At 64.5% G+C, this 18,695-nt stretch carries 18 protein-coding genes; 13 read left to right on the forward strand and 5 right to left on the reverse strand.

The annotated features are described in order from the left end of the window. Window positions 1-51: 51 nt before the first annotated feature. Both NGM99_RS15090 and NGM99_RS15095 read right to left on the reverse strand, forming a co-directional pair. Window positions 52-234, reverse strand: a complete 183-nt coding sequence (locus NGM99_RS15090; protein WP_252820349.1) for a DUF1328 family protein — start codon at window positions 232-234, stop codon at window positions 52-54. Then, a complete protein-coding gene (locus NGM99_RS15095; RefSeq protein WP_252820350.1) occupies window positions 234-1,283 on the reverse strand; it encodes an MBL fold metallo-hydrolase in 1,050 nt (349 codons plus the stop codon). The genes NGM99_RS15090 and NGM99_RS15095 overlap by 1 nt, the downstream gene beginning before the upstream one ends. 201 nt (window positions 1,284-1,484) lie before the next feature. On the opposite strand from NGM99_RS15095, the gene NGM99_RS15100 reads away from it, so the two are divergent. The 11 genes from NGM99_RS15100 (at window position 1,485) to lpdA (ending at window position 14,366) form a co-directional block, all read left to right on the forward strand. Then, window positions 1,485-2,003: an AprI/Inh family metalloprotease inhibitor gene (locus NGM99_RS15100; protein WP_252820352.1), complete on the forward strand. Its 519-nt coding sequence runs from the start codon at window positions 1,485-1,487 to the stop codon at window positions 2,001-2,003. 16 nt (window positions 2,004-2,019) lie between these two features. Beyond that, window positions 2,020-3,198: a cell division protein ZapE gene (gene zapE, locus NGM99_RS15105; protein ID WP_252820353.1), complete on the forward strand. Its 1,179-nt coding sequence runs from the start codon at window positions 2,020-2,022 to the stop codon at window positions 3,196-3,198. Between the two features lie 216 nt (window positions 3,199-3,414). Beyond that, window positions 3,415-4,383, forward strand: coding sequence for a malate dehydrogenase (gene mdh, locus NGM99_RS15110; protein WP_252820355.1), 969 nt, complete (start codon window positions 3,415-3,417; stop codon window positions 4,381-4,383). 13 nt (window positions 4,384-4,396) lie between these two features. Then, the gene (gene sucC, locus NGM99_RS15115) at window positions 4,397-5,593 is read left to right on the forward strand and encodes an ADP-forming succinate--CoA ligase subunit beta (RefSeq protein WP_252820357.1); all 1,197 of its coding nucleotides are present in this window, start codon (window positions 4,397-4,399) and stop codon (window positions 5,591-5,593) included. A 5-nt stretch (window positions 5,594-5,598) separates the two neighbouring features. Next, window positions 5,599-6,501: a succinate--CoA ligase subunit alpha gene (sucD, locus tag NGM99_RS15120; RefSeq protein WP_252820359.1), complete on the forward strand. Its 903-nt coding sequence runs from the start codon at window positions 5,599-5,601 to the stop codon at window positions 6,499-6,501. 284 nt (window positions 6,502-6,785) lie between these two features. Further along, window positions 6,786-9,857, forward strand: coding sequence for a 2-oxoglutarate dehydrogenase E1 component (locus NGM99_RS15125; RefSeq protein WP_252820362.1), 3,072 nt, complete (start codon window positions 6,786-6,788; stop codon window positions 9,855-9,857). 28 nt (window positions 9,858-9,885) lie between these two features. Continuing rightward, entirely contained in the window at window positions 9,886-11,202 is a 1,317-nt protein-coding gene (odhB, locus tag NGM99_RS15130) for a 2-oxoglutarate dehydrogenase complex dihydrolipoyllysine-residue succinyltransferase (protein WP_252820364.1), read from the forward strand. A gap of 17 nt (window positions 11,203-11,219) precedes the next feature. Further along, window positions 11,220-11,981 carry an SDR family oxidoreductase gene (locus NGM99_RS15135; protein ID WP_252820366.1) on the forward strand — a complete coding sequence of 254 codons (762 nt, stop codon included), beginning with the start codon at window positions 11,220-11,222 and terminating at the stop codon, window positions 11,979-11,981. Further along, on the forward strand, window positions 11,978-12,475 hold the full coding sequence (locus NGM99_RS15140) for a hypothetical protein (protein ID WP_252820368.1): 498 nt from the start codon (window positions 11,978-11,980) through the stop codon (window positions 12,473-12,475). The genes NGM99_RS15135 and NGM99_RS15140 overlap by 4 nt, the downstream gene beginning before the upstream one ends. Before the next feature lie 21 nt (window positions 12,476-12,496). Next, window positions 12,497-12,895, forward strand: a complete 399-nt coding sequence (locus NGM99_RS15145) for an MAPEG family protein (RefSeq protein ID WP_252820369.1) — start codon at window positions 12,497-12,499, stop codon at window positions 12,893-12,895. Window positions 12,896-12,956: 61 nt separating this feature from the next. Beyond that, window positions 12,957-14,366, forward strand: a complete 1,410-nt coding sequence (gene lpdA, locus NGM99_RS15150; RefSeq protein ID WP_252820371.1) for a dihydrolipoyl dehydrogenase — start codon at window positions 12,957-12,959, stop codon at window positions 14,364-14,366. Between the two features lie 254 nt (window positions 14,367-14,620). On the opposite strand, the gene NGM99_RS15155 is transcribed toward lpdA, so the two are convergent. The 3 genes from NGM99_RS15155 to NGM99_RS15165 form a co-directional block, all read right to left on the reverse strand. Further along, the gene (locus NGM99_RS15155) at window positions 14,621-15,046 is read right to left on the reverse strand and encodes a hypothetical protein (protein ID WP_252820373.1); all 426 of its coding nucleotides are present in this window, start codon (window positions 15,044-15,046) and stop codon (window positions 14,621-14,623) included. Between the two features lie 78 nt (window positions 15,047-15,124). Next, window positions 15,125-16,159 carry a TraB/GumN family protein gene (locus tag NGM99_RS15160; protein ID WP_252820375.1) on the reverse strand — a complete coding sequence of 345 codons (1,035 nt, stop codon included), beginning with the start codon at window positions 16,157-16,159 and terminating at the stop codon, window positions 15,125-15,127. Window positions 16,160-16,269: 110 nt separating this feature from the next. After that, window positions 16,270-17,208: a tyrosine recombinase XerC gene (locus NGM99_RS15165; protein ID WP_252820377.1), complete on the reverse strand. Its 939-nt coding sequence runs from the start codon at window positions 17,206-17,208 to the stop codon at window positions 16,270-16,272. Between the two features lie 83 nt (window positions 17,209-17,291). Here NGM99_RS15165 and rimM point away from each other — a divergent pair, with 83 nt between their 5' ends. After that, complete coding sequence (gene rimM, locus NGM99_RS15170) at window positions 17,292-17,846, forward strand: ribosome maturation factor RimM (RefSeq protein WP_252820379.1); 555 nt, start codon at window positions 17,292-17,294, stop codon at window positions 17,844-17,846. Beyond that, entirely contained in the window at window positions 17,843-18,523 is a 681-nt protein-coding gene (gene trmD / locus NGM99_RS15175; RefSeq protein WP_252820381.1) for a tRNA (guanosine(37)-N1)-methyltransferase TrmD, read from the forward strand. Before rimM ends, trmD begins: the two co-directional genes overlap by 4 nt. The last annotated feature ends 172 nt before the right edge of the window (window positions 18,524-18,695 follow it).

Genomic DNA, 18,695 nt, shown 5'->3' on the forward strand with positions numbered 1-18,695 from the left:
TGGCGGAAACGACTCCTGAATACCAGCGCGAGCCCGCCGCTCTCCCTCCGATCAGGTGATGGAGCCGGCGGCGAAGTAGAAGAGCAGGCCGATCAGGATGATGCCGATCACGAGAATGGCGAGCAGGATCTTGGCGCCGCCGCCGGCAATCCGCGACACGCCGCCGAAGCCGAGCCAGCCCGCGACCACCGCGACCACCGCGAGGATCAGGATCCATTTCACCAAATCGCCCATCAGGCTTCTCCACTCGTGACATGCTCTGCAGGGTGTTCGAGGGGAGGGATGTCCCAGCTTTCGCCCGCTTCCAGCGCACGAAAACGTGTGCGTGGGATATTGGCTCCATCGAGCTCCGCAAAAAGCATGTCGCGCGGCGCTTCGACGCCCTCGTTGGTCAATTGCACCATGCCCCAGTGGATGCCGACCGCGTAAGCTGCGCCGCAAAGCTGGAAGGCCTTGACCGCCTCGTCCGGACCCTCATGCTGAGACGCCATGAACCAGCGCGGCTCATAGGCGCCGATGGGCAGGAGCGCCAGGCGGATCGGGCCGAAGCGCTCCGTGAGCCGCTCGAACGGGCGGCCGCCATCGAAGCCGGTATCGCCGGCAAAGAAGACGCGGGCACCATGGCCTTCGATCATGAAGCCGCTCCACAATGCCATGCGGCGATCACCGATCCAGCGGGCCGACCAGTGATGGACCGGCGTGAGCGTGACGGAAAGGCCTGCCACTTCCACCCGCTCGTCCCAGTCGCGCGCGGCGATCCGCATCTTCGGGATGCTGGCATGGATGATGCTGTCATTGCCGAGCGGCGTGATCACCAGCGGGTCGTGCACTGCATGAAGCCGCTTCAGCGTCGGCATGTCCATGTGGTCGTAGTGATTGTGCGAGACGAGCACGCAGTGGATCGGCGGCAGATCCTCGAAGCTGATGCCAGGCGCGGTGACACGTGCGGGCCCTGCGAACGAGAAGGGCGAGACGCGGTCCGACCAGACCGGGTCGGAGAGGATGTTCACGCCGTCCATCTGGATCAGCGTCGAGGAGTGGCCGACCATGGTGATGCGCAGATCGGCAACCGATTTTGCCGGCTTGGCCTGCGGGAACGGGCTTGGCCGCGCCTTCGGCCACCTCGCCCGCTCGGTCCAGAATTTGCGGTCGAAGATCTCGACGAAGGGCTTGGGCAGGGTGCCGTCCGGATTGAAGAAGCGGCTGCCGTCGTAATGGTCGCTGGGTGGCCCCTGATAATAGCGATTGGGCTTCGGCGTTCGGGAGCGAAACGGGTTCTTCATCGCCTGCGCAAATAGGGTCGCGCGGCCAGCACTCCAAGTTGCGGCAATCAGGCAACACAGCCTGCCTCAAAACGGTCAAGCCGCCCGTGTTTGTTAACCCTGTCCTGTTGTCTTCAACTCCGATTCGGCAGAGATGTCGTGCTATCCATGCCCGGCTTCGGGTGAACCATGCGGAGTTCCGAGGCTCCGCCGGAGGACTGAATGGCTCTTTCACGTGGCGGGATCGGATTGGTGCTCGCCCTTGCACTCGCAGGCTGCACCTCGTCCCGCATGGCAAGCGTCGATACCGGCCCGGCTCCGCTGACGCCGGTTCCATCCGGCACGGTCACCGGCAACAGCCTGCCGCCTCCGTCTGCGCCGATGCCGCCCGCACCGCCGCCGGCAGCGGAGCAGCAGGTCGCGGCCTTGCCGCCTGCGAATGCACCGGCCGCCAATGCGCCCGACCTGACACCTTCGACGGTGGCCGGCGTGTGGAGCGCGAATGTTTCGGGCCAGAACTGCCGCATCGCGACACCGCAGACCAAGTTCGGCCAGGGCTTCCGGGCCGGCCCGCTGCGCTGCCCGGCACCCGTGGATGGCGTCAAGTCGTGGAACGTCGCGGGCAAGCAGCTGACGCTTTACAGCGACGGCGGCGATCCGCTCGCGCGCCTTTACGCGTCGGGTCCGGAAAAGTTCGACGGCCAGACCACCAGCGGCGTGCCGATCTCGCTTTCGCGCTAAGCTCCAACTTTCTTCCATGAGTGAAACGGCAGGCGTTGCCGCGCGCCTCGATCAGATGGTGGGCGAGGGGCTGTTGCGCCCCGACCCGATCCAGCGGCAGGCGGCCGATGCGCTCGATGCGCTGAGTACAGCCATCGTCAAGCATCAGAACGCGTCGAAATCCGGTGCGCTGGGCTGGCTCTTCGCGCGCGGCCGCGACAAGAAGGCCGCGCCCCTCGGGCTTTATTTCCATGGCGGGGTCGGTCGCGGCAAGACCATGCTGATGGACCTGTTCTTCCAGAACCTGCCCATCGCCCAGAAGCGCCGCGCCCATTTCAACGACTTCATGGCCGATGTGCACGACCGCATCGGCGCGCAGCGCGAAGCGCGCAAGAGCGGTGCGTCGAGCGAGGACGATCCGATCCCGCCCGTGGCGCGGGCGCTCGCGGCCAAGGCCTGGGTGCTCTGCTTCGACGAATTCACCGTCACCGACATCGCGGATGCGATGATCCTGTCGCGGCTGTTCTCGGCGCTCTGGGCGGAAGGCGTGGTGCTGGTCGCGACCTCCAATGTGGCGCCGGACAATCTCTATCGCGACGGGCTCAATCGTGCCCTGTTCCTGCCCTTTATCAGTCAGCTCAAGAAGCATTGCACGGTCATGCCGCTCGACAACGGCGTGGATTACCGCATGCTGCGCTTGAGCGAGGTGCCGTCCTATCTCTCGCCGCTCGATGACAGGACGCGCGCCTTGATGGACGGGGCTTGGGACGCGGTGACCGCCGGACAGGTGGTGAAGCCGGCCACGATCGAGGTGAAGGGGCGGACCATCCCCGTACCGCTCGCCTCGGCGCATGCCGCGCGCTTCTCCTTCGCTGAACTCTGCGCCCGACCGCTCGGCGCACGTGACTTTCTCGCCATCACCGAACGCTATTCGACGCTGTTCGTCGAAGGCGTGCCGGTGCTGAAAGAGGCGCAGCGCAACGAGGCCAAGCGCTTCATCCTGCTCGTGGATACGCTCTATGACCGTCATCTGCGCGTCGTGTTCAGCGCCGAAGCTCCCCCTGAGGAGATCTACCTCGCGCGGAACGGAACCGAGGCTTTCGAGTTTGCCCGGATAGTCTCACGCCTGCACGAGATGCAGAGCGCGGAATGGGCGAAAGAGTGGGAAAGCCGTCAGACTGCCCTTGCGGATTCTAAGGCAGCGGCCCTCCGATAACGTTCTATTTACGATTTACTTGACCTTTACGTAAGATATTTATCGGTTAACCGATTGAAATTGTTCAGGTCAAAATAATGGTTTGAAATTTTTCGTCACTTTGTCTATGGCCTTGCCGCACACATCGCGGCCCTTGCTGACCTTTCGCCTCGCTGCGGTGTTCCACTTTTTACGGCCCCGGTCCGTTTTCGGGGCACTCGAAGGGAAATCGGCTTCATGGCACGCAACAAGATCGCCCTGATCGGATCGGGCATGATCGGCGGCACGCTCGCCCATCTGATCGGCCTCAAGGAGTTGGGCGACGTCGTCCTCTTCGACATTGCCGAAGGCACCCCGCAGGGCAAGGCGCTTGACATCGCGCAGTCCTCGCCGGTGGAAGGCTTCGATGCCAAGCTCAAGGGCGTCAACGAATATGCCGGCATCGAGGGAGCGGATGTCTGCATCGTCACCGCCGGCGTGCCGCGCAAGCCGGGCATGAGCCGCGACGACCTGCTCGGCATCAACCTGCGCGTGATGGAGCAGGTGGGCGCGGGCATCAAGAAATATGCGCCCAACGCCTTCGTCATCTGCATCACCAATCCGCTCGACGCCATGGTCTGGGCGCTGCAGAAGTTCTCGGGGCTTGCGCCTGAGAAGGTCGTCGGCATGGCCGGCGTGCTCGACTCCGCCCGCTTCCGCCTCTTCCTCGCCGAAGAGTTCGGCGTGTCCGTCGAGGACGTGTCGGCGATGACGCTCGGCGGTCACGGCGACGACATGGTGCCGCTGATCCGCTACTCGACGGTTGCCGGCATTCCGCTGCCCGACCTCGTGAAGATGGGCTGGACCACCCAGGAAAAGCTGGATGCCATCGTCGAGCGCACGCGCAAGGGCGGCGGCGAGATCGTCGGCCTGCTCAAGACCGGCTCCGCCTATTACGCGCCGGCGGCTTCGGCCGTCGCGATGGCCGAAAGTTATCTCAAGGACAAGAAGCGTGTGCTGCCCTGCGCCGCGCATCTTTCCGGCCAGTACGGCCTGAACGACACCTATGTCGGCGTGCCGGTGGTGATCGGTGCGGGCGGCGTCGAGAAGATCGTCGAGATCGCCTTCAACAAGGACGAGCAGGCGATGTTCGAAAAGTCGGTTCAGGCTGTTTCCGGCCTCACCGACGCCTGCCTCAAGATCGTGCCGGCTTTGGCCGAGCGCTGAGCGGAGATTTTCCATGAACATTCACGAGTACCAAGCCAAGGAACTCCTGCGCGGCTATGGCGTGCCTGTCGCCAAGGGCGTGCCGCTGACCAGCGCCGACGAGGCCGAGGCCGCGGCCAGGCAGCTGCCCGGTCCGCTTTATGTGGTGAAGAGCCAGATCCATGCGGGCGGCCGCGGCAAGGGCAAGTTCAAGGAGCTCGGCCCCGATGCCAAGGGCGGCGTGCGCCTCGCCAAAACGGTCGAGGAGGTCGTTTCCAACGTCAAGGAAATGCTCGGCAACACGCTCGTCACCAAGCAGACGAGCGAGGCCGGCAAGCAGGTCAACCGTCTTTATATCGAGGACGGCGCGGATATCGATCGCGAGCTTTATCTCTCGATTCTCGTGGACCGCACGGTCGGCCGCATCGCCTTCGTGGCCTCCACCGAAGGCGGCATGGATATCGAGCAGGTGGCGCATGACACGCCCGAGAAGATCGTCACCGTTCCGGTCGATCCCTCGACAGGCCTGGGCGACGCCGAACTCAAGCAGTTGATCGAAGCCTACAAGCTCGACGGGGCAGCGGCGGAAGACGCCAAGTCGCTCTTTCCCGCGCTCTACAAGGCCTTCACCGAGAAGGATATGAGCCTGCTCGAAGTGAACCCGCTGATCGTCATGACGGACGGCCATTTGCGTGTTCTCGACGCCAAGGTGTCCTTCGACAACAATGCGATGTTCCGCCATCCGGAGCTCGCCGAACTGCGCGATGTGACCGAAGAGGACGAAAAGGAAATCGAGGCGTCGAAATACGACCTCGCTTATGTCGCGCTCGACGGCAATATCGGCTGCATGGTCAATGGCGCGGGCCTTGCCATGGCGACCATGGACATCATCAAGCTCTATGGCGCCGAGCCTGCCAACTTCCTCGATGTCGGCGGCGGCGCTTCCAAGGAAAAGGTTACGGCGGCGTTCAAGATCATCACAGCGGATCCCGCGGTGAAGGGCATCCTCGTCAACATCTTCGGCGGCATCATGAAATGCGACGTGATCGCCGAAGGCGTGATCGCGGCCGTCAAGGAAGTGGGCCTGAAGGTTCCGCTGGTGGTGCGCCTGGAAGGCACGAATGTCGATCTCGGCAAGAAGATCCTGCGCGAGTCGGGTCTCGACGTGGTGCCGGCGGATGATCTGGACGACGCCGCGCAGAAGATCGTGGCTGCGGTGAAGGGGAACTGAGTTTCATGTCCATTCTGATCGACAAGAACACCAAGGTCCTCGTTCAGGGCCTGACCGGCAAGACGGGCACGTTCCACACCGAGCAGGCGCTCGCCTATCACGGCACGCAGATGGTGGGCGGCATCAACCCGAAGAAGGGCGGCGAGACCTGGGAAGGCTCCAAGGGCGAAAAGCTGCCGATCTTCGCAACGGTTGCGGAAGGCCGCGACAAGACGGATGCCAACGCTTCCGTGATCTATGTGCCGCCGGCAGGTGCTGCGGCCGCCATCATCGAGGCCATCGAGGCCGAGATCCCGCTGATCGTCTGCATCACCGAGGGCATTCCGGTGACGGACATGGTCAAGGTCAAGGCACGGCTCGAAAAGTCGTCCTCGCGCCTGATCGGCCCGAACTGCCCGGGCGTTCTGACGCCCGACGAGTGCAAGATCGGCATCATGCCCGGCAACATCTTCCGCAAGGGTTCGGTCGGCGTCGTGTCGCGCTCGGGAACCCTGACCTATGAAGCCGTGTTCCAGACCACGAATGCCGGCCTCGGCCAGACCACGGCTGTCGGTATCGGCGGCGATCCGGTCAAGGGAACGGAATTCATCGACGTGCTGGAAATGTTCCTGGCCGACGCCGAAACCCAGTCGATCATCATGATCGGCGAGATCGGCGGCTCGGCCGAGGAAGACGCCGCGCAGTTCCTTCGCGACGAGGCGAAAAAGGGCCGCAAGAAACCGATGGCAGGCTTCATCGCGGGCCGCACAGCACCCGCCGGTCGCACCATGGGCCACGCAGGCGCGGTGATCTCGGGCGGCAAGGGTGGCGCCGAAGACAAGATCGCGGCCATGGAAGCGGCCGGGATCAAGGTCTCGCCATCGCCGGCCCGCCTCGGCCAGACGCTGGTGGAAGCAATCGGCCGTTAGGAGCCTATTTGAGAATGTCCTCGGGTCGGTCCATCGGTCCTTTTCGCCGCCCGCTTCGTTGCTCGTGGGCGAGCCACGCGTCTCGCCCGCCCTTCGGGCCCTCTTCGATGCCGTCGGCATCGCTTACGTTCGGCGCCTCGCGGGCGTACGAAAATGCCTCGCTGGCACTCTGCCGATGAATTCTCAAACAGGCTCCGAGTCCCCATATTAAGAACAAGAAGGAAAGGAAAAGAGCGTCAGTCCCCAATCCGACCGCAAGATGGCGCTCTTTCAAGGAACCCCCGATGGCACGCCAAGACCAGGCCAATGACCGTTTCGCACTGACCTCCTTTCTATATGGAGGCAATGCGGACTACTTGGAGAAGCTGCACGCGCAGTATCTTGCCGACCCGGCAAGCGTGAACGACGAATGGCGCGCCTTCTTCGCCGGTATCGCGGACGACGCGGCATCGGTGAAGCGAAATGCCGAGGGCCCCTCCTGGGAAAAGAGCAACTGGCCGATCGCGGCCAATGGCGATCTGGTGTCGGCGCTCGACGGCAATTGGGGTGCGGTCGAGAAGCGCATCGAAACCAAGCTGCGCGACAAGAACGGCAAGGTCGACGGAAAGAAGGCCGGCGAGGCCACGCCGGCGGCTCCTGCCGTTGCCACGCCTTTGTCCGACGAGCAGCTGGCGGCGGCGGCGCGCGATTCCGTGCGCGCCATCATGATGATCCGCGCCTTCCGCATGCGCGGCCACCTTCATGCCGATCTCGATCCACTCAAGATCGCAGCGCCGCTCGAGGATTATCACGAGCTGTCGCCCGAGAATTACGGCTTCACGGAAGCCGATCTCGATCGCAAGATCTTCCTCGACGGCGTGCTCGGCCTGCAATACGCGACCGTGCGCGAGATGCTCGACCTGCTCAAGCGCACCTATTGCTCGACGCTGGGCGTCGAGTTCATGCACATTTCGGACCCGACCGAGAAGCAGTGGATCCAGGAGCGCATCGAGGGCACCGAGAAGGGCATCGCGTTCACGGCGGAAGGCAAGAAGGCCATTCTGTCCAAGCTGATCGAGGCGGAAGGCTTCGAGCAGTTCATCGACGTCAAGTACAAGGGCACGAAGCGCTTCGGTCTCGATGGCGGCGAGGCGCTGATCCCCGCGCTCGAGCAGATCATCAAGCGCGGCGGACAGCTCGGCCTCAAGGAAGTCGTGCTCGGCATGGCCCATCGCGGCCGTCTCAACGTGCTTTCCCAGGTGATGCAGAAGCCGCATCGCGCCATCTTCCACGAGTTCAAGGGCGGCTCCTATGCGCCTGACGACGTGGAAGGCTCGGGCGACGTGAAGTACCATCTGGGCGCTTCGTCGGACCGTGAGTTCGACGGCAACAAGGTTCACCTTTCGCTGACCGCCAACCCCTCGCATCTCGAGATCGTCGATCCGGTGGTGATGGGCAAGGCGCGCGCCAAGCAGGATATCCTGTTCGGTCGCGGCCGCGACGAAGGCGTGCCGCTCGAAGAGCGCGCCAAGGTCATGCCGCTTCTGCTCCATGGCGACGCGGCCTTCGCGGGGCAGGGTGTGATCGCGGAAATCCTCGGCCTGTCAGGGCTGCGCGGCCACCGCGTCGCGGGCACGTTGCACTTCATCATCAACAACCAGATCGGCTTCACCACCAATCCGCGCTTCTCGCGCTCCTCGCCCTATCCGTCCGATGTGGCGAAGATGATCGAGGCGCCGATCTTCCACGTGAACGGCGACGACCCTGAGGCCGTGGTCTATGCCGCGAAGATCGCCACCGAGTTCCGGCAGAAGTTTTACAAGCCGGTCGTGATCGACATGTTCTGCTATCGCCGCTTCGGTCACAACGAGGGCGACGAGCCGGGCTTCACCCAGCCGATCATGTATCGCAAGATCCGCGCGCAGCAGACCACCGTGCAGCTCTACGCCGCCAAGCTGATCGCCGAAGGCCTGCTCTCGCAGGACGAGTTCGACGCGATGAAGGCCGACTGGCGCAAGAAGCTCGAAACCGAGTGGGAAATCGGCCAGGCCTACAAGCCCAACAAGGCCGACTGGCTCGACGGCGCGTGGACGGGCCTGCGCTCGGCCGACTCGCAGGACGAGTTGCGCCGCGGCAAGACCGCCGTGCCGGCCAAGACGCTCAAGGAAATCGGGCGCAAGCTCACGGAAGTGCCGGAGGGTTTCGAGGTCCACAAGACCATCGGCCGCTTCCTCGACAATCGCCGCAATGCGATCGAGTCGGGCGAAGGGCTCGACTGGGCGACCGGCGAGGCGCTCGCCTTCGGTTCGATCCTGCTCGACGGCAACCCGATCCGCCTGTCCGGCCAGGATTCCGAGCGCGGTACCTTCTCGCAGCGCCATTCGGTTCTCTACGACCAGCGCGAGGAAACGCGGTACATTCCGCTCAACAATCTTTCGCCGGCTCAAGGCAATTACGAGGTCATCAATTCGATGCTCTCGGAAGAAGCGGTGCTCGGCTTCGAATATGGCTACAGTCTTGCCCAGCCGCAGGCGCTGACGCTGTGGGAAGCACAGTTCGGCGACTTCGCCAATGGCGCGCAGGTGGTGTTCGACCAGTTCATCTCGTCGGGCGAACGCAAGTGGCTGCGCATGTCGGGCCTGGTCTGCCTGCTTCCGCATGGCTATGAGGGCCAAGGCCCCGAGCATTCTTCGGCGCGCCTGGAGCGTTTTCTCCAGCTTTGCGCCGAAGACAATATGCAGGTTGCCTATCCCTCGACGCCGGCTAACTACTTCCATATCCTGCGCCGGCAGCTCAAGCGCGACTTCCGCAAGCCGCTGATCCTGATGACGCCGAAGTCGCTGCTGCGCCACAAGCGTGCGGTGTCCTCGCTGGCCGATATGTCGGGCGAGAGCTCGTTCCACCGGCTCTTGTGGGATGACGCGCAGTATCACGACAACGGGCCGATCAAGCTCGTGCGCGACAACAAGATCCGTCGCGTGGTGCTGTGCACCGGCAAGGTCTATTACGATCTGCTGGAAGAGCGCGAGAAGCGCGGCATCGACGACATCTACCTGTTGCGCGTCGAGCAGCTTTATCCGTTCCCGGCCAAGGCACTCATCACCGAGCTGCAGCGCTTCCGCAATGCGGAGATGGTGTGGTGCCAGGAAGAGCCCAAGAACATGGGCGCGTGGAGCTTCATCGACCCTTATCTCGAATGGGTGCTCCAGCACATCGAGGCCAAGCATCAGCGCGTGCGCTATACGGGCCGCCCGGCGGCAGCCTCGCCGGCGACCGGCCTGATGTCCAAGCATCAGGCGCAGCTCGCGGCCTTCCTCGAAGACGCGCTGGGCGACGAGAGCGCCCGGCAATCCAGCAGCAGCCGCTCGGCGGCGTGATCTCAGTTCCACCGTTTAGGAAACCGTAATGGCTACCGAAATCCGCGTTCCAACACTGGGCGAGTCCGTCACCGAAGCCACTGTCGGCCGCTGGTTCAAGAAGGCAGGCGACGCGATCGCAGCCGACGAGCCCGTGGTCGAACTCGAAACCGACAAGGTGACGGTGGAAGTGCCCGCACCCGCCGCCGGCACGCTCGGCGAGATCGTGGTGAAGGATGGCGAAACGGTCGAGGTCGGCGCGCTGCTCGGCATGATCGAGGCGGGCGGCGCCGGTGCCGCGCCCAAGAGCGAGGCGCCTAAGGCCGCAGAGTCCGCCAAGCAGGAGGCCGTCGCGCAGGCAAGCGGGTCGGCCGGGGCTTCGACGATGAAGGAAGCCGCGAAGGAAACGGCGGACACGGCCGGCGACGCCGGTGGGATCGAAAGCCGCGACATGCCGCCCGCACCCTCGGCCGCCAAGATCATGGCCGACAACAACCTGTCCGCAGGCCAAGTCGAAGGCTCGGGCAAGCGCGGTCAGGTGCTCAAGGGCGACGTGCTCGAAGCGCTCGCCAAGGGCATCTCGGCGGATAGCGGCACGTCCGCGCCGTCGGCCCCCGCGCCTGCATCGACCCCGGCTCCCACCGCTGTCCGCGCGTCTTCGGAAGAGGGCGGCGAGGAGCGCGTGCGCATGACCAAGCTGCGCCAGACCATCGCGCGCCGCCTGAAGGACGCCCAGAACACGGCCGCCATGCTCACCACCTTCAACGAGGTGGACATGAAGGCGGTGATGGAGCTGCGTTCCAAGTACAAGGACGTGTTCGAGAAGAAGCATGGCGTGAAGCTCGGCTTCATGGGATTCTTCACCAAGGCCGTGACGCATGCGCTGAAGGAAATCCCGGCGGTCAACGCCGAGATCGACGGCACGGACCTCATCTACAAGTCCTATGCCCATATCGGCGTGGCGGTCGGCACCGATAAGGGCCTTGTCGTGCCGGTGGTGCGCAACGCGGATCAGATGTCGATCGCCGAGATCGAAAAGGAGATCGGCCGTCTGGGCATCGCCGCGCGTGACGGCAAGCTGGGCGTGGCCGACATGCAGGGCGGCACCTTCACCATCTCGAATGGCGGTGTCTATGGTTCGCTGATGTCCACGCCGATCCTGAACGCGCCGCAGTCGGGCATTCTGGGCATGCACAAGATCCAGGAGCGGCCGGTCGTGGTCGGCGGCCAGATCGTGGTGCGCCCGATGATGTATCTCGCCCTGTCCTATGATCACCGCATCGTGGACGGCAAGGAAGCGGTGACCTTCCTCGTTCGCGTCAAGGAAAGCCTGGAGGATCCCGAGCGCTTGGTGCTCGATCTCTGAGGCGGGACGAAACCGGCATGGAGAGCAAGGGCGTCATGATCGTCACGGGCAGTGCCCGCGGCATCGGCGCGGCGACCGCTCTCCGGGCCGGGCAGGCGGGCTATCATGTGGTCGTCAATTACGTGACGAAGCGTGAGGCCGCGGAGCGGGTGGTGGAAGCCATCATGAGCGAGGGCGGCAAGGCGAATGCCGTTCAGGCCGATATCGGTTCCGAAGATGAAGTGCTCGCGCTGTTCGAGGCGGCCGACCGCTTCGGCCAACTGACCGCGCTGGTCAACAATGCCGGCATCGTCGATCAGGCTGCCCGCGTCGATGCGATGGACTGGGCGCGGCTGGAGCGTATGATGCGGATCAACGTGATCGGCACGGTCGCCTGCTCGCGCGAGGCCGTGAAGCGCATGTCCACGCGAAAGGGCGGCAAAGGTGGGGCGATCGTCAATGTCTCGTCGGCCGCCGCCAAACTCGGCGCGCCGGCCCTTTATGTGGACTATGCCGCCTCGAAGGGGGCGATCGATACGTTCACGGTCGGTCTGGCGCGCGAAGTGGCGGATGAGGGAATACGCGTGACGGCGGTGCGACCCGGCATCATCGAAACCGAAATTCACGCATCCGGCGGCCAGCCCGAGCGCGTTGCGCAAATGGCTTCGCAACTGCCCATGAAGCGGGCGGGAACCGCGGACGAAGTGGCGCGTGCCATTCTCTGGCTTGCCTCCGACGAGGCCAGCTACTCGACGGGTGCCATTCTCGACGTTTCAGGCGGAAGGAGCATTCTTCCATGAGCATCAGATTGTCGGCCACTGCGCCCTTCCTTGCCGGCCTGCTCGTCGCGGGCTCGGCTTTCGCCCAAAGCGAAACGCCGCCGGACTACAAGGACGACCGCTCGACGGCGGAAACCGTGGTGCAAAGCCTCTACAACGCCATCGAGCGTAAGGAATATCTGCGTGGCTGGAGCTATTTCCGCGACGAGCCGGACCGGCCGACTTTCGAGAGTTTCGCCAAGGGCTACGAGACCACCGAGCATGTGCGCGTGAAGGTGGGCGAGGCGATCAGCGACGGTGCTGCGGGCTCGATCTACTATGCCGTGCCGACCGTGGTGGAGGCTGTCGGGAAGGATGGCCGCCAAGTGTTTCGCGGCTGCTACGAGTTGCGGCTCGTCCAGCCGGCGGCACAGCTCGAGCCGCCTTTTCAGCCGCTCGGCATCGTCAAGGGAACATTGGAAAAGACCGACGCTTCGTTCGACGAGGCGAAGGGCCGTTGCGCGAACGGTGGCTGACAACGCGCGGGGAGACACAGCATGGAAGCCCTGCCGACCGAACTCGTCGTTCTCGCCTGGAGCGTGGTGCTGCTCTTCGTGCATATCATGCTGCAGGGGGCGGGAGCCACGCGCGACAACGGGCTCGATTACAATGCGAGCGCGCGTGACGAAGAACGGCCGGTCTCGAAGCTGACCGGACGGCTGAACCGCGCCAAGAACAACTTCCTCGAAACCTATCCGGCTTTCGTCGCGCTGGCCCTGGCGCTGGCGGTGTCGGGGCGCACCGGCGGCTGGGCGGCGACGGGTGCGGTGGTCTGGATCGTGGCGCGTATCGTCTATCTGCCGCTCTATGCGGCAGGCGTGCCGGTGATCCGTTCGCTCGCCTATGTCGTGTCGGTGGTCGGCCTCGCGCTGATGTTCGTCGGGCTGCTTTTCTAGGGCGCTGCTGTTTTGAACGGCGCTCCACCAATCACAGAGAACAAGAAAAGGAACAGGCGCGATGGCGGCCTATGATGTTGTGGTGATCGGAACCGGGCCGGGCGGCTATGTCTGCGCGATCAAGGCAGCCCAGCTGGGACTGAAGACGGCCGTGGTCGAGAAACGTCCGACCTTCGGCGGCACCTGCCTCAATATCGGCTGCATCCCGTCCAAGGCGCTGCTCCACGCGTCGGAAATGCTGGAAGAGGCCAAGCACTCCTTCGGCACGCTCGGCATCACCACGGGCGAGGTCGGCTTCGATTTGACCAAGATGCTCGCGCATAAGGACGCGACGGTGGCGGCCAATGTCGGCGGCGTCTCCTTCCTGTTCAAGAAGAACAAGATCGACACCTTTCGGGGTATCGGCCGCGTGCTGGGCAAGGGCCGGGTCGGCTTGATCAAGGAAGACGGCTCGACGGAAGAGATCGAGGCCAAGAACATCGTGATTGCTACGGGCTCGGACGTGGCCGGCATTCCGGGCGTGGAAGTGGCGATCGACGAGGAGGTGATCGTGTCCTCCACGGGCGCGCTCGATTTCACATCCGTGCCGAAGCATCTCGTGGTGGTCGGCGGCGGCGTGATCGGGCTCGAGCTCGGCTCGGTCTGGGCCCGTCTGGGCGCGGAAGTCACGGTGGTCGAATATCTCGACACGGTGCTGGGCGGCATGGATGGCGAGGTCGCCAAGCAGTTCGCGCGCATCATCGAGAAGCAGGGCCTCAAGCTCAGGACGGGCGCCAAGGTCACGCACGTGGCGCGTACCGGGGATGGCGCGGAAGTGGTGTTCGAGCCGGTCAAGGGCGGCGAGGCGCAGACGATTTCCGCCTCGCACGTGCTGGTCGCCACCGGCCGCCGTCCTTACACGGAAGGGCTTGGCCTCAAGGAGGCGGGCGTCGAACTCGACAATCGCGGCCGCATCGCCATCGACAAGAATTTCCGCACGGCCGTTGAGGGCGTCTATGCCATCGGCGACGTGGTGGCAGGGCCGATGCTCGCGCACAAGGCGGAGGACGAGGGCGTGGCGGTGGCCGAGATCATCGCCGGCGCCCATGGCCATGTGAATTACGAGGTGATCCCGAGCGTCGTTTATACGAGCCCGGAAGTGGCCTCGGTCGGACGCACCGAGGAGCAGCTGAAGGAAGCCGGCGTGAAATATCGCATCGGCAAGTTCCCGTTCTCGGCCAATGGCCGCGCGCGCGCCATGCTGCACACGGACGGTTTCGTGAAGGTGCTGGCCGATGAGAAGAGCGACCGCGTACTGGGCGTACACATCCTGGGCTTCGGTGCGGGCGACATGATCCATGAGGCGGCGGTGCTGATGGAATTCGGCGGTTCGTCCGAGGATCTGGCCCGTACCTGCCATGCGCACCCGACCATGTCGGAAGCCGTGCGCGAGGCGGCCTTCGCGGCTTTCGCAAAGCCGATCCATATTTAAAAGCCTATCTGAAAATGTCCTCGGGTCGGTCCAGCGGTTCTTTTCGCTGACCGCTTCGTTTCCGAGCCTCGCCGATGCGAGCCACGCATCGTCTGCGTTCGGCGCCTCGCGGATCAGCGAAAATCCCTCGCTGATCCTCCGCCGATGAATTCTCAAACAGCCTCTAGGGGAAGGGCGCGGTTTTCTCACGCCTTTCATCTCCATAAAACAAAACGGCCCGCCGAAGCGGGCCGTTCCGCGTTCGAGGCTTTGGCTTACTGAGCCGGAGCCGCCGGGGCGGGCGCTGCCGGGGCCGTTGCATCAGGCGCAGGCGTCGCGGGTGCCGGTGCGGGCTCGGCCGGGGTTGCCGGAGCGGGTGCCGGTTCAGCCGGAGCGGCGGGAGCCGTCGAAGACGGTGCCGTCTCGGTCGAAGCGGGCGGTGTCGCCGGCGTCGCAGGTTCCGAAGTCGTGGTGCCGGCCGGCGTGGACGGCGTGGTGGTGGTCGCAGGCGCGAACACGAAATAGGCGATCACGGCCAGAACCAGGATCACGGCGGCGATCAGCAAGCCGTTGCCGGACGACGAGCGCACCACGGTGCGGTTATCGACGCGCGGATCGGCGGCGGTGTTGCGGGGCGCAAGCGGATCGGCGCCGAGCGGCGGGACCGGGCTGACGGGATCGGGGCGGTTCGGATCGGCCATGGGCGTTCTCTCCATCGGTTATGGTGGAAAGCACAACGCGCCAGATGCGTTTCGGTTTCACGACAACGTGATGGATGGTCATTCCACGTCGGAAAGGGTGAATCCTTCCTTGCGCAACAGCTCGACGAGGCCTTCCTCGCCCGGCAGATGGAGGGCGCCGACGGCAACGAATGCGCCTCCCTTTTCAAGGATCGGCTTGGCATTCAGAACCATGCCCTTGTTGCGGGTCTTCACCATGGTTTCCTCGAACTCGGCATAGCCGGCCTCGTCCGCGGCTTCCGCCGGTTCCTCGGCGCGCAGGAGCGGCCAGAACATGCCGGTCTCGCCCCGCACATAAAGAACGGTCATGGTTTCCATCACATCGTCGATGCGCTTGCCGAGCTTCAGCGTTTCGATGAGCCCCTTCATGTGGAACTCGATCGGCAACGAGGCCATGGCTTCGAGCTGGCTCGCGGCCGTTTCGAGCCCCAGCACCGCCTTGCCGGCCTTCTTGGCTTCTTCCGCGAGCTGCACGTCGAGAACCGGCAAGCCCTCCGCCTTTCGCTTCATCTCGCATTCGGGCAGCGACAAAAGCGTGGCGATCATCCACGGTTTCATCTTGCTAACGCTGGTGGGCGGAATGCCGCGCGCTTCGAGACCTTTATGGAGGATTTCACGGTCGCCCTCGCTCAGGAGAGAGTCGAGCGTGGTGGCGTCGGTAAACATGCTGAGCTCGGGCTTGGCCATGATCTTGGCCGCCAGCGCGTTCTGGTCGAGCACGTCGGTGGTTTCGATGACCAGCGTCTTCGCCTGATCGAAGGCATCTTGCGCCGGTCCGTCGAGCTCGGTCACGCGGTCGTCCGTGACGTGCATGGTGCCGAAGAGATAGGAGGGCGCGACGCCCGCCTTCTCGATCTTCCAAAGAATGCCTTCGCCGTTGGGAATCTTGGCGGCTTCCGCCCGCATGGCTTCGAGCTTTTGCGGCTCGTTTTCCTGAAGTGTTTCGAGGAGGTTCTCGCCGCGGCAAATGGTTTCGGCATGGGCGGCCGAGGGGGCGAGGAGGGCTGAGAGAAAGGCAACCTGCAGCGCGAGCGCAATGCGGAGAGGAAGAGGGGTGAGGCGGGCGGTTGTCATGCGCTCTCCTTACGGGAGAAAGGCGGCAATTTTGTTAAGGGAGTTGGTGGGGTTTTGCGGATGGGTGGGGTGACGTGGCCGTCTGCATCGCGTTCGACGGCTCAAGCTTCTCAAGCCCGCGGATGCGCGCTCTCATATACCGCGAGCAATCGCTCGGTATCCACGCCCGTATAGATCTGCGTGGTCGACAGGCTCGCATGGCCCAGCAATTCCTGGATCGTCCGCAGATCGCCGCCGCGCCCGAGCAGATGGGTGGCAAAGGAATGGCGCAGCGCGTGGGGCGTGGCCGTTTCGGGAAGGTCGAGTGCGGAGCGGAGGCGGCGCATGGCGCGCTGGAGGACGCCGGGGTTGAGCGGGCCGCCTTTGGCGCCGCGAAAGAGCAGGCCCTGCGCTTCGAGCGGAAACGGGCAGAGGCGGCGATAGGCGGCAACCGCATCGAGCGTGACGGGCAGGATCGGGACGAGCCGCGTCTTGCCGCCCTTGCCGGAGACGCGAATCGTGCGGTCGGCGCTGTCGGCCAGCTCACGCGCCTGCAGGCCGAGCGCTTCGGAGATGCGGAGGCCCGAGCCGTAGAGCAGCGTCATGATCGCGGCGTCGCGGGCGGCGATCCATGGCTCCTCGGTGAGCTGTTCATGCGCATCGGTGATGCGGCGGGCGTCGACCGCGTTGAGGGGCTTGGGCAGGGATTTCGGTTGGCGCGGCGCGCGAAGGGCTGTCGCACCCGCCGCATTGACCAAGCCGCGTCGTTCGAGATGGCGCAGGAAGGATCGGAGCCCCGCAAGGCCGCGACCGAGCGTGCGGGCGCCGGCGCCGTCATTGCGGCGAAAGGCGAGGAAAGCGCGGAGGTCGGCGGCGCGCAGATTCTTGATGTCGGAAAGGCTCGGCGGGCCGGCGAGGTGGCCGGTGAGGAACTGGAGAAACTGCCGCGTGTCGCGCTCGTAGGCATCGACCGTCAGCGGCGACATGCGCCGTTCCCGCGCGAGCGTGCGAAGCCAGGCGTCGCGCGCCTGGGCGAGATCGGGTTTCGCGGAAACAAGGAATTCCTGCATAGAGTTCCTCTCGAATCGGAACGCCGATTGTGCGCGGCTCGCCTTACGGGCAAGTGAAGACAGCTTGAGAGCAACGGGTAGTGATGAGCAAAGACCCCAATCTGGTCGAAATGGCGGTGGTCGGCGCGGCCCAGGGGCTGAAAGGCGAAGTGCGCGTGAAAAGCTTCACGGGCGACCCGTTGGCGCTTGGAGACTACGGAGCGCTCGTGTCGGAAAAGGGCCGGAACCTGACGATCACCAACCTGCGTCCCTTGGGCAAGGATATGCTGGTCGTGCGTTTCGAAGGGGTGGCGGACCGGACTGCGGCGGAAGCGCTCAACGGCACCCGGTTGTTCGTGTCGCGCGACAGGCTGCCGGAAGCAGAAGAGGACGAGTTCTACCATGCCGACCTGATCGGTCTTGCGCTGCGTGAGGCGGGCGAGACGGTCGGCCGCGTGATCGCGATCCACGATTTCGGCGCGGGCGATGTGCTGGAAGTGGATTATCGCAACAAGCGGGTGATGATCCCCTTCACGCAGGCCGCTGTGCCGGTGGTGGATGTGAAGCGCGGCTTCGCGGCCGTCGAGCCGGAAGCGGCCGGCTTGCTGGAAGGCCAAGACGATGAGGGACCGGACGGTGAAGAGGCCGACGGGGCATGAGCTTTCGCGCCACGGTCCTGACGCTTTATCCGGAAATGTTTCCGGGCCATCTCGGCACTTCCATGGCGGGCCGCGCGCTGGAGCGGGGGGATTGGTCGGTGGATGCGGTGCAGATCCGCGATTTCGCCCATGACCGTCACCGCACGGTGGACGACACGCCGGCCGGCGGCGGGGCGGGCATGGTGTTGCGCGCCGATGTGGTGGCTGCAGCGCTCGACCATGCGGCGCCCCAAGGCGACCCGCGTCCGAAGATCTTGATGAGCCCGCGCGGGCGTCCACTGACTCAAGGGCGCGTGCGCGAACTGGCGGCGGGGCCGGGCGCGGTGATCCTGTGCGGGCGCTTCGAGGGCGTGGACCAGCGCGTGATCGACGCGCGGGAACTCGAAGAAGTGTCGGTCGGCGATTTCATCCTGTCGGGCGGGGAGCCTGCGGCGCTGGTGCTGCTCGACGCGGTGGTGCGACTGCTCCCCGGCGTGATGGGCAATGCGCTGTCGGGCATGCATGAGAGCTTCGAGAACAATCTGCTCGAGCATCCGCACTATACCAAGCCGCCCGTCTGGGAGGATCGTGCGATTCCGCCCGTGCTGCTTTCGGGCAATCACGGCGCCATCGAGCGCTGGCGGCGGGAAGAGGCGGAGAAGCTGACGCGGGAGCGGAGGCCCGATCTGCTGGCTTGATCTCTACAAGGTGTAGAGTTTCTCTCTACAAAACGTGGTGACAGCGTTCCACAAAACGTGTATCTGCCCGGCCCGACACGGATTTCCCTTGGGAAGCCCGTCCGGCAAACCGTCAATCAAGAACGGCGAAACCGCCCCTGCCGCTTGCGGCATCAATGCGCGGCACTCAACG

The organism is Mesorhizobium liriopis (assembly GCF_024053505.1).
GTDB lineage: Bacteria > Pseudomonadota > Alphaproteobacteria > Rhizobiales > Rhizobiaceae > Mesorhizobium_B > Mesorhizobium_B liriopis.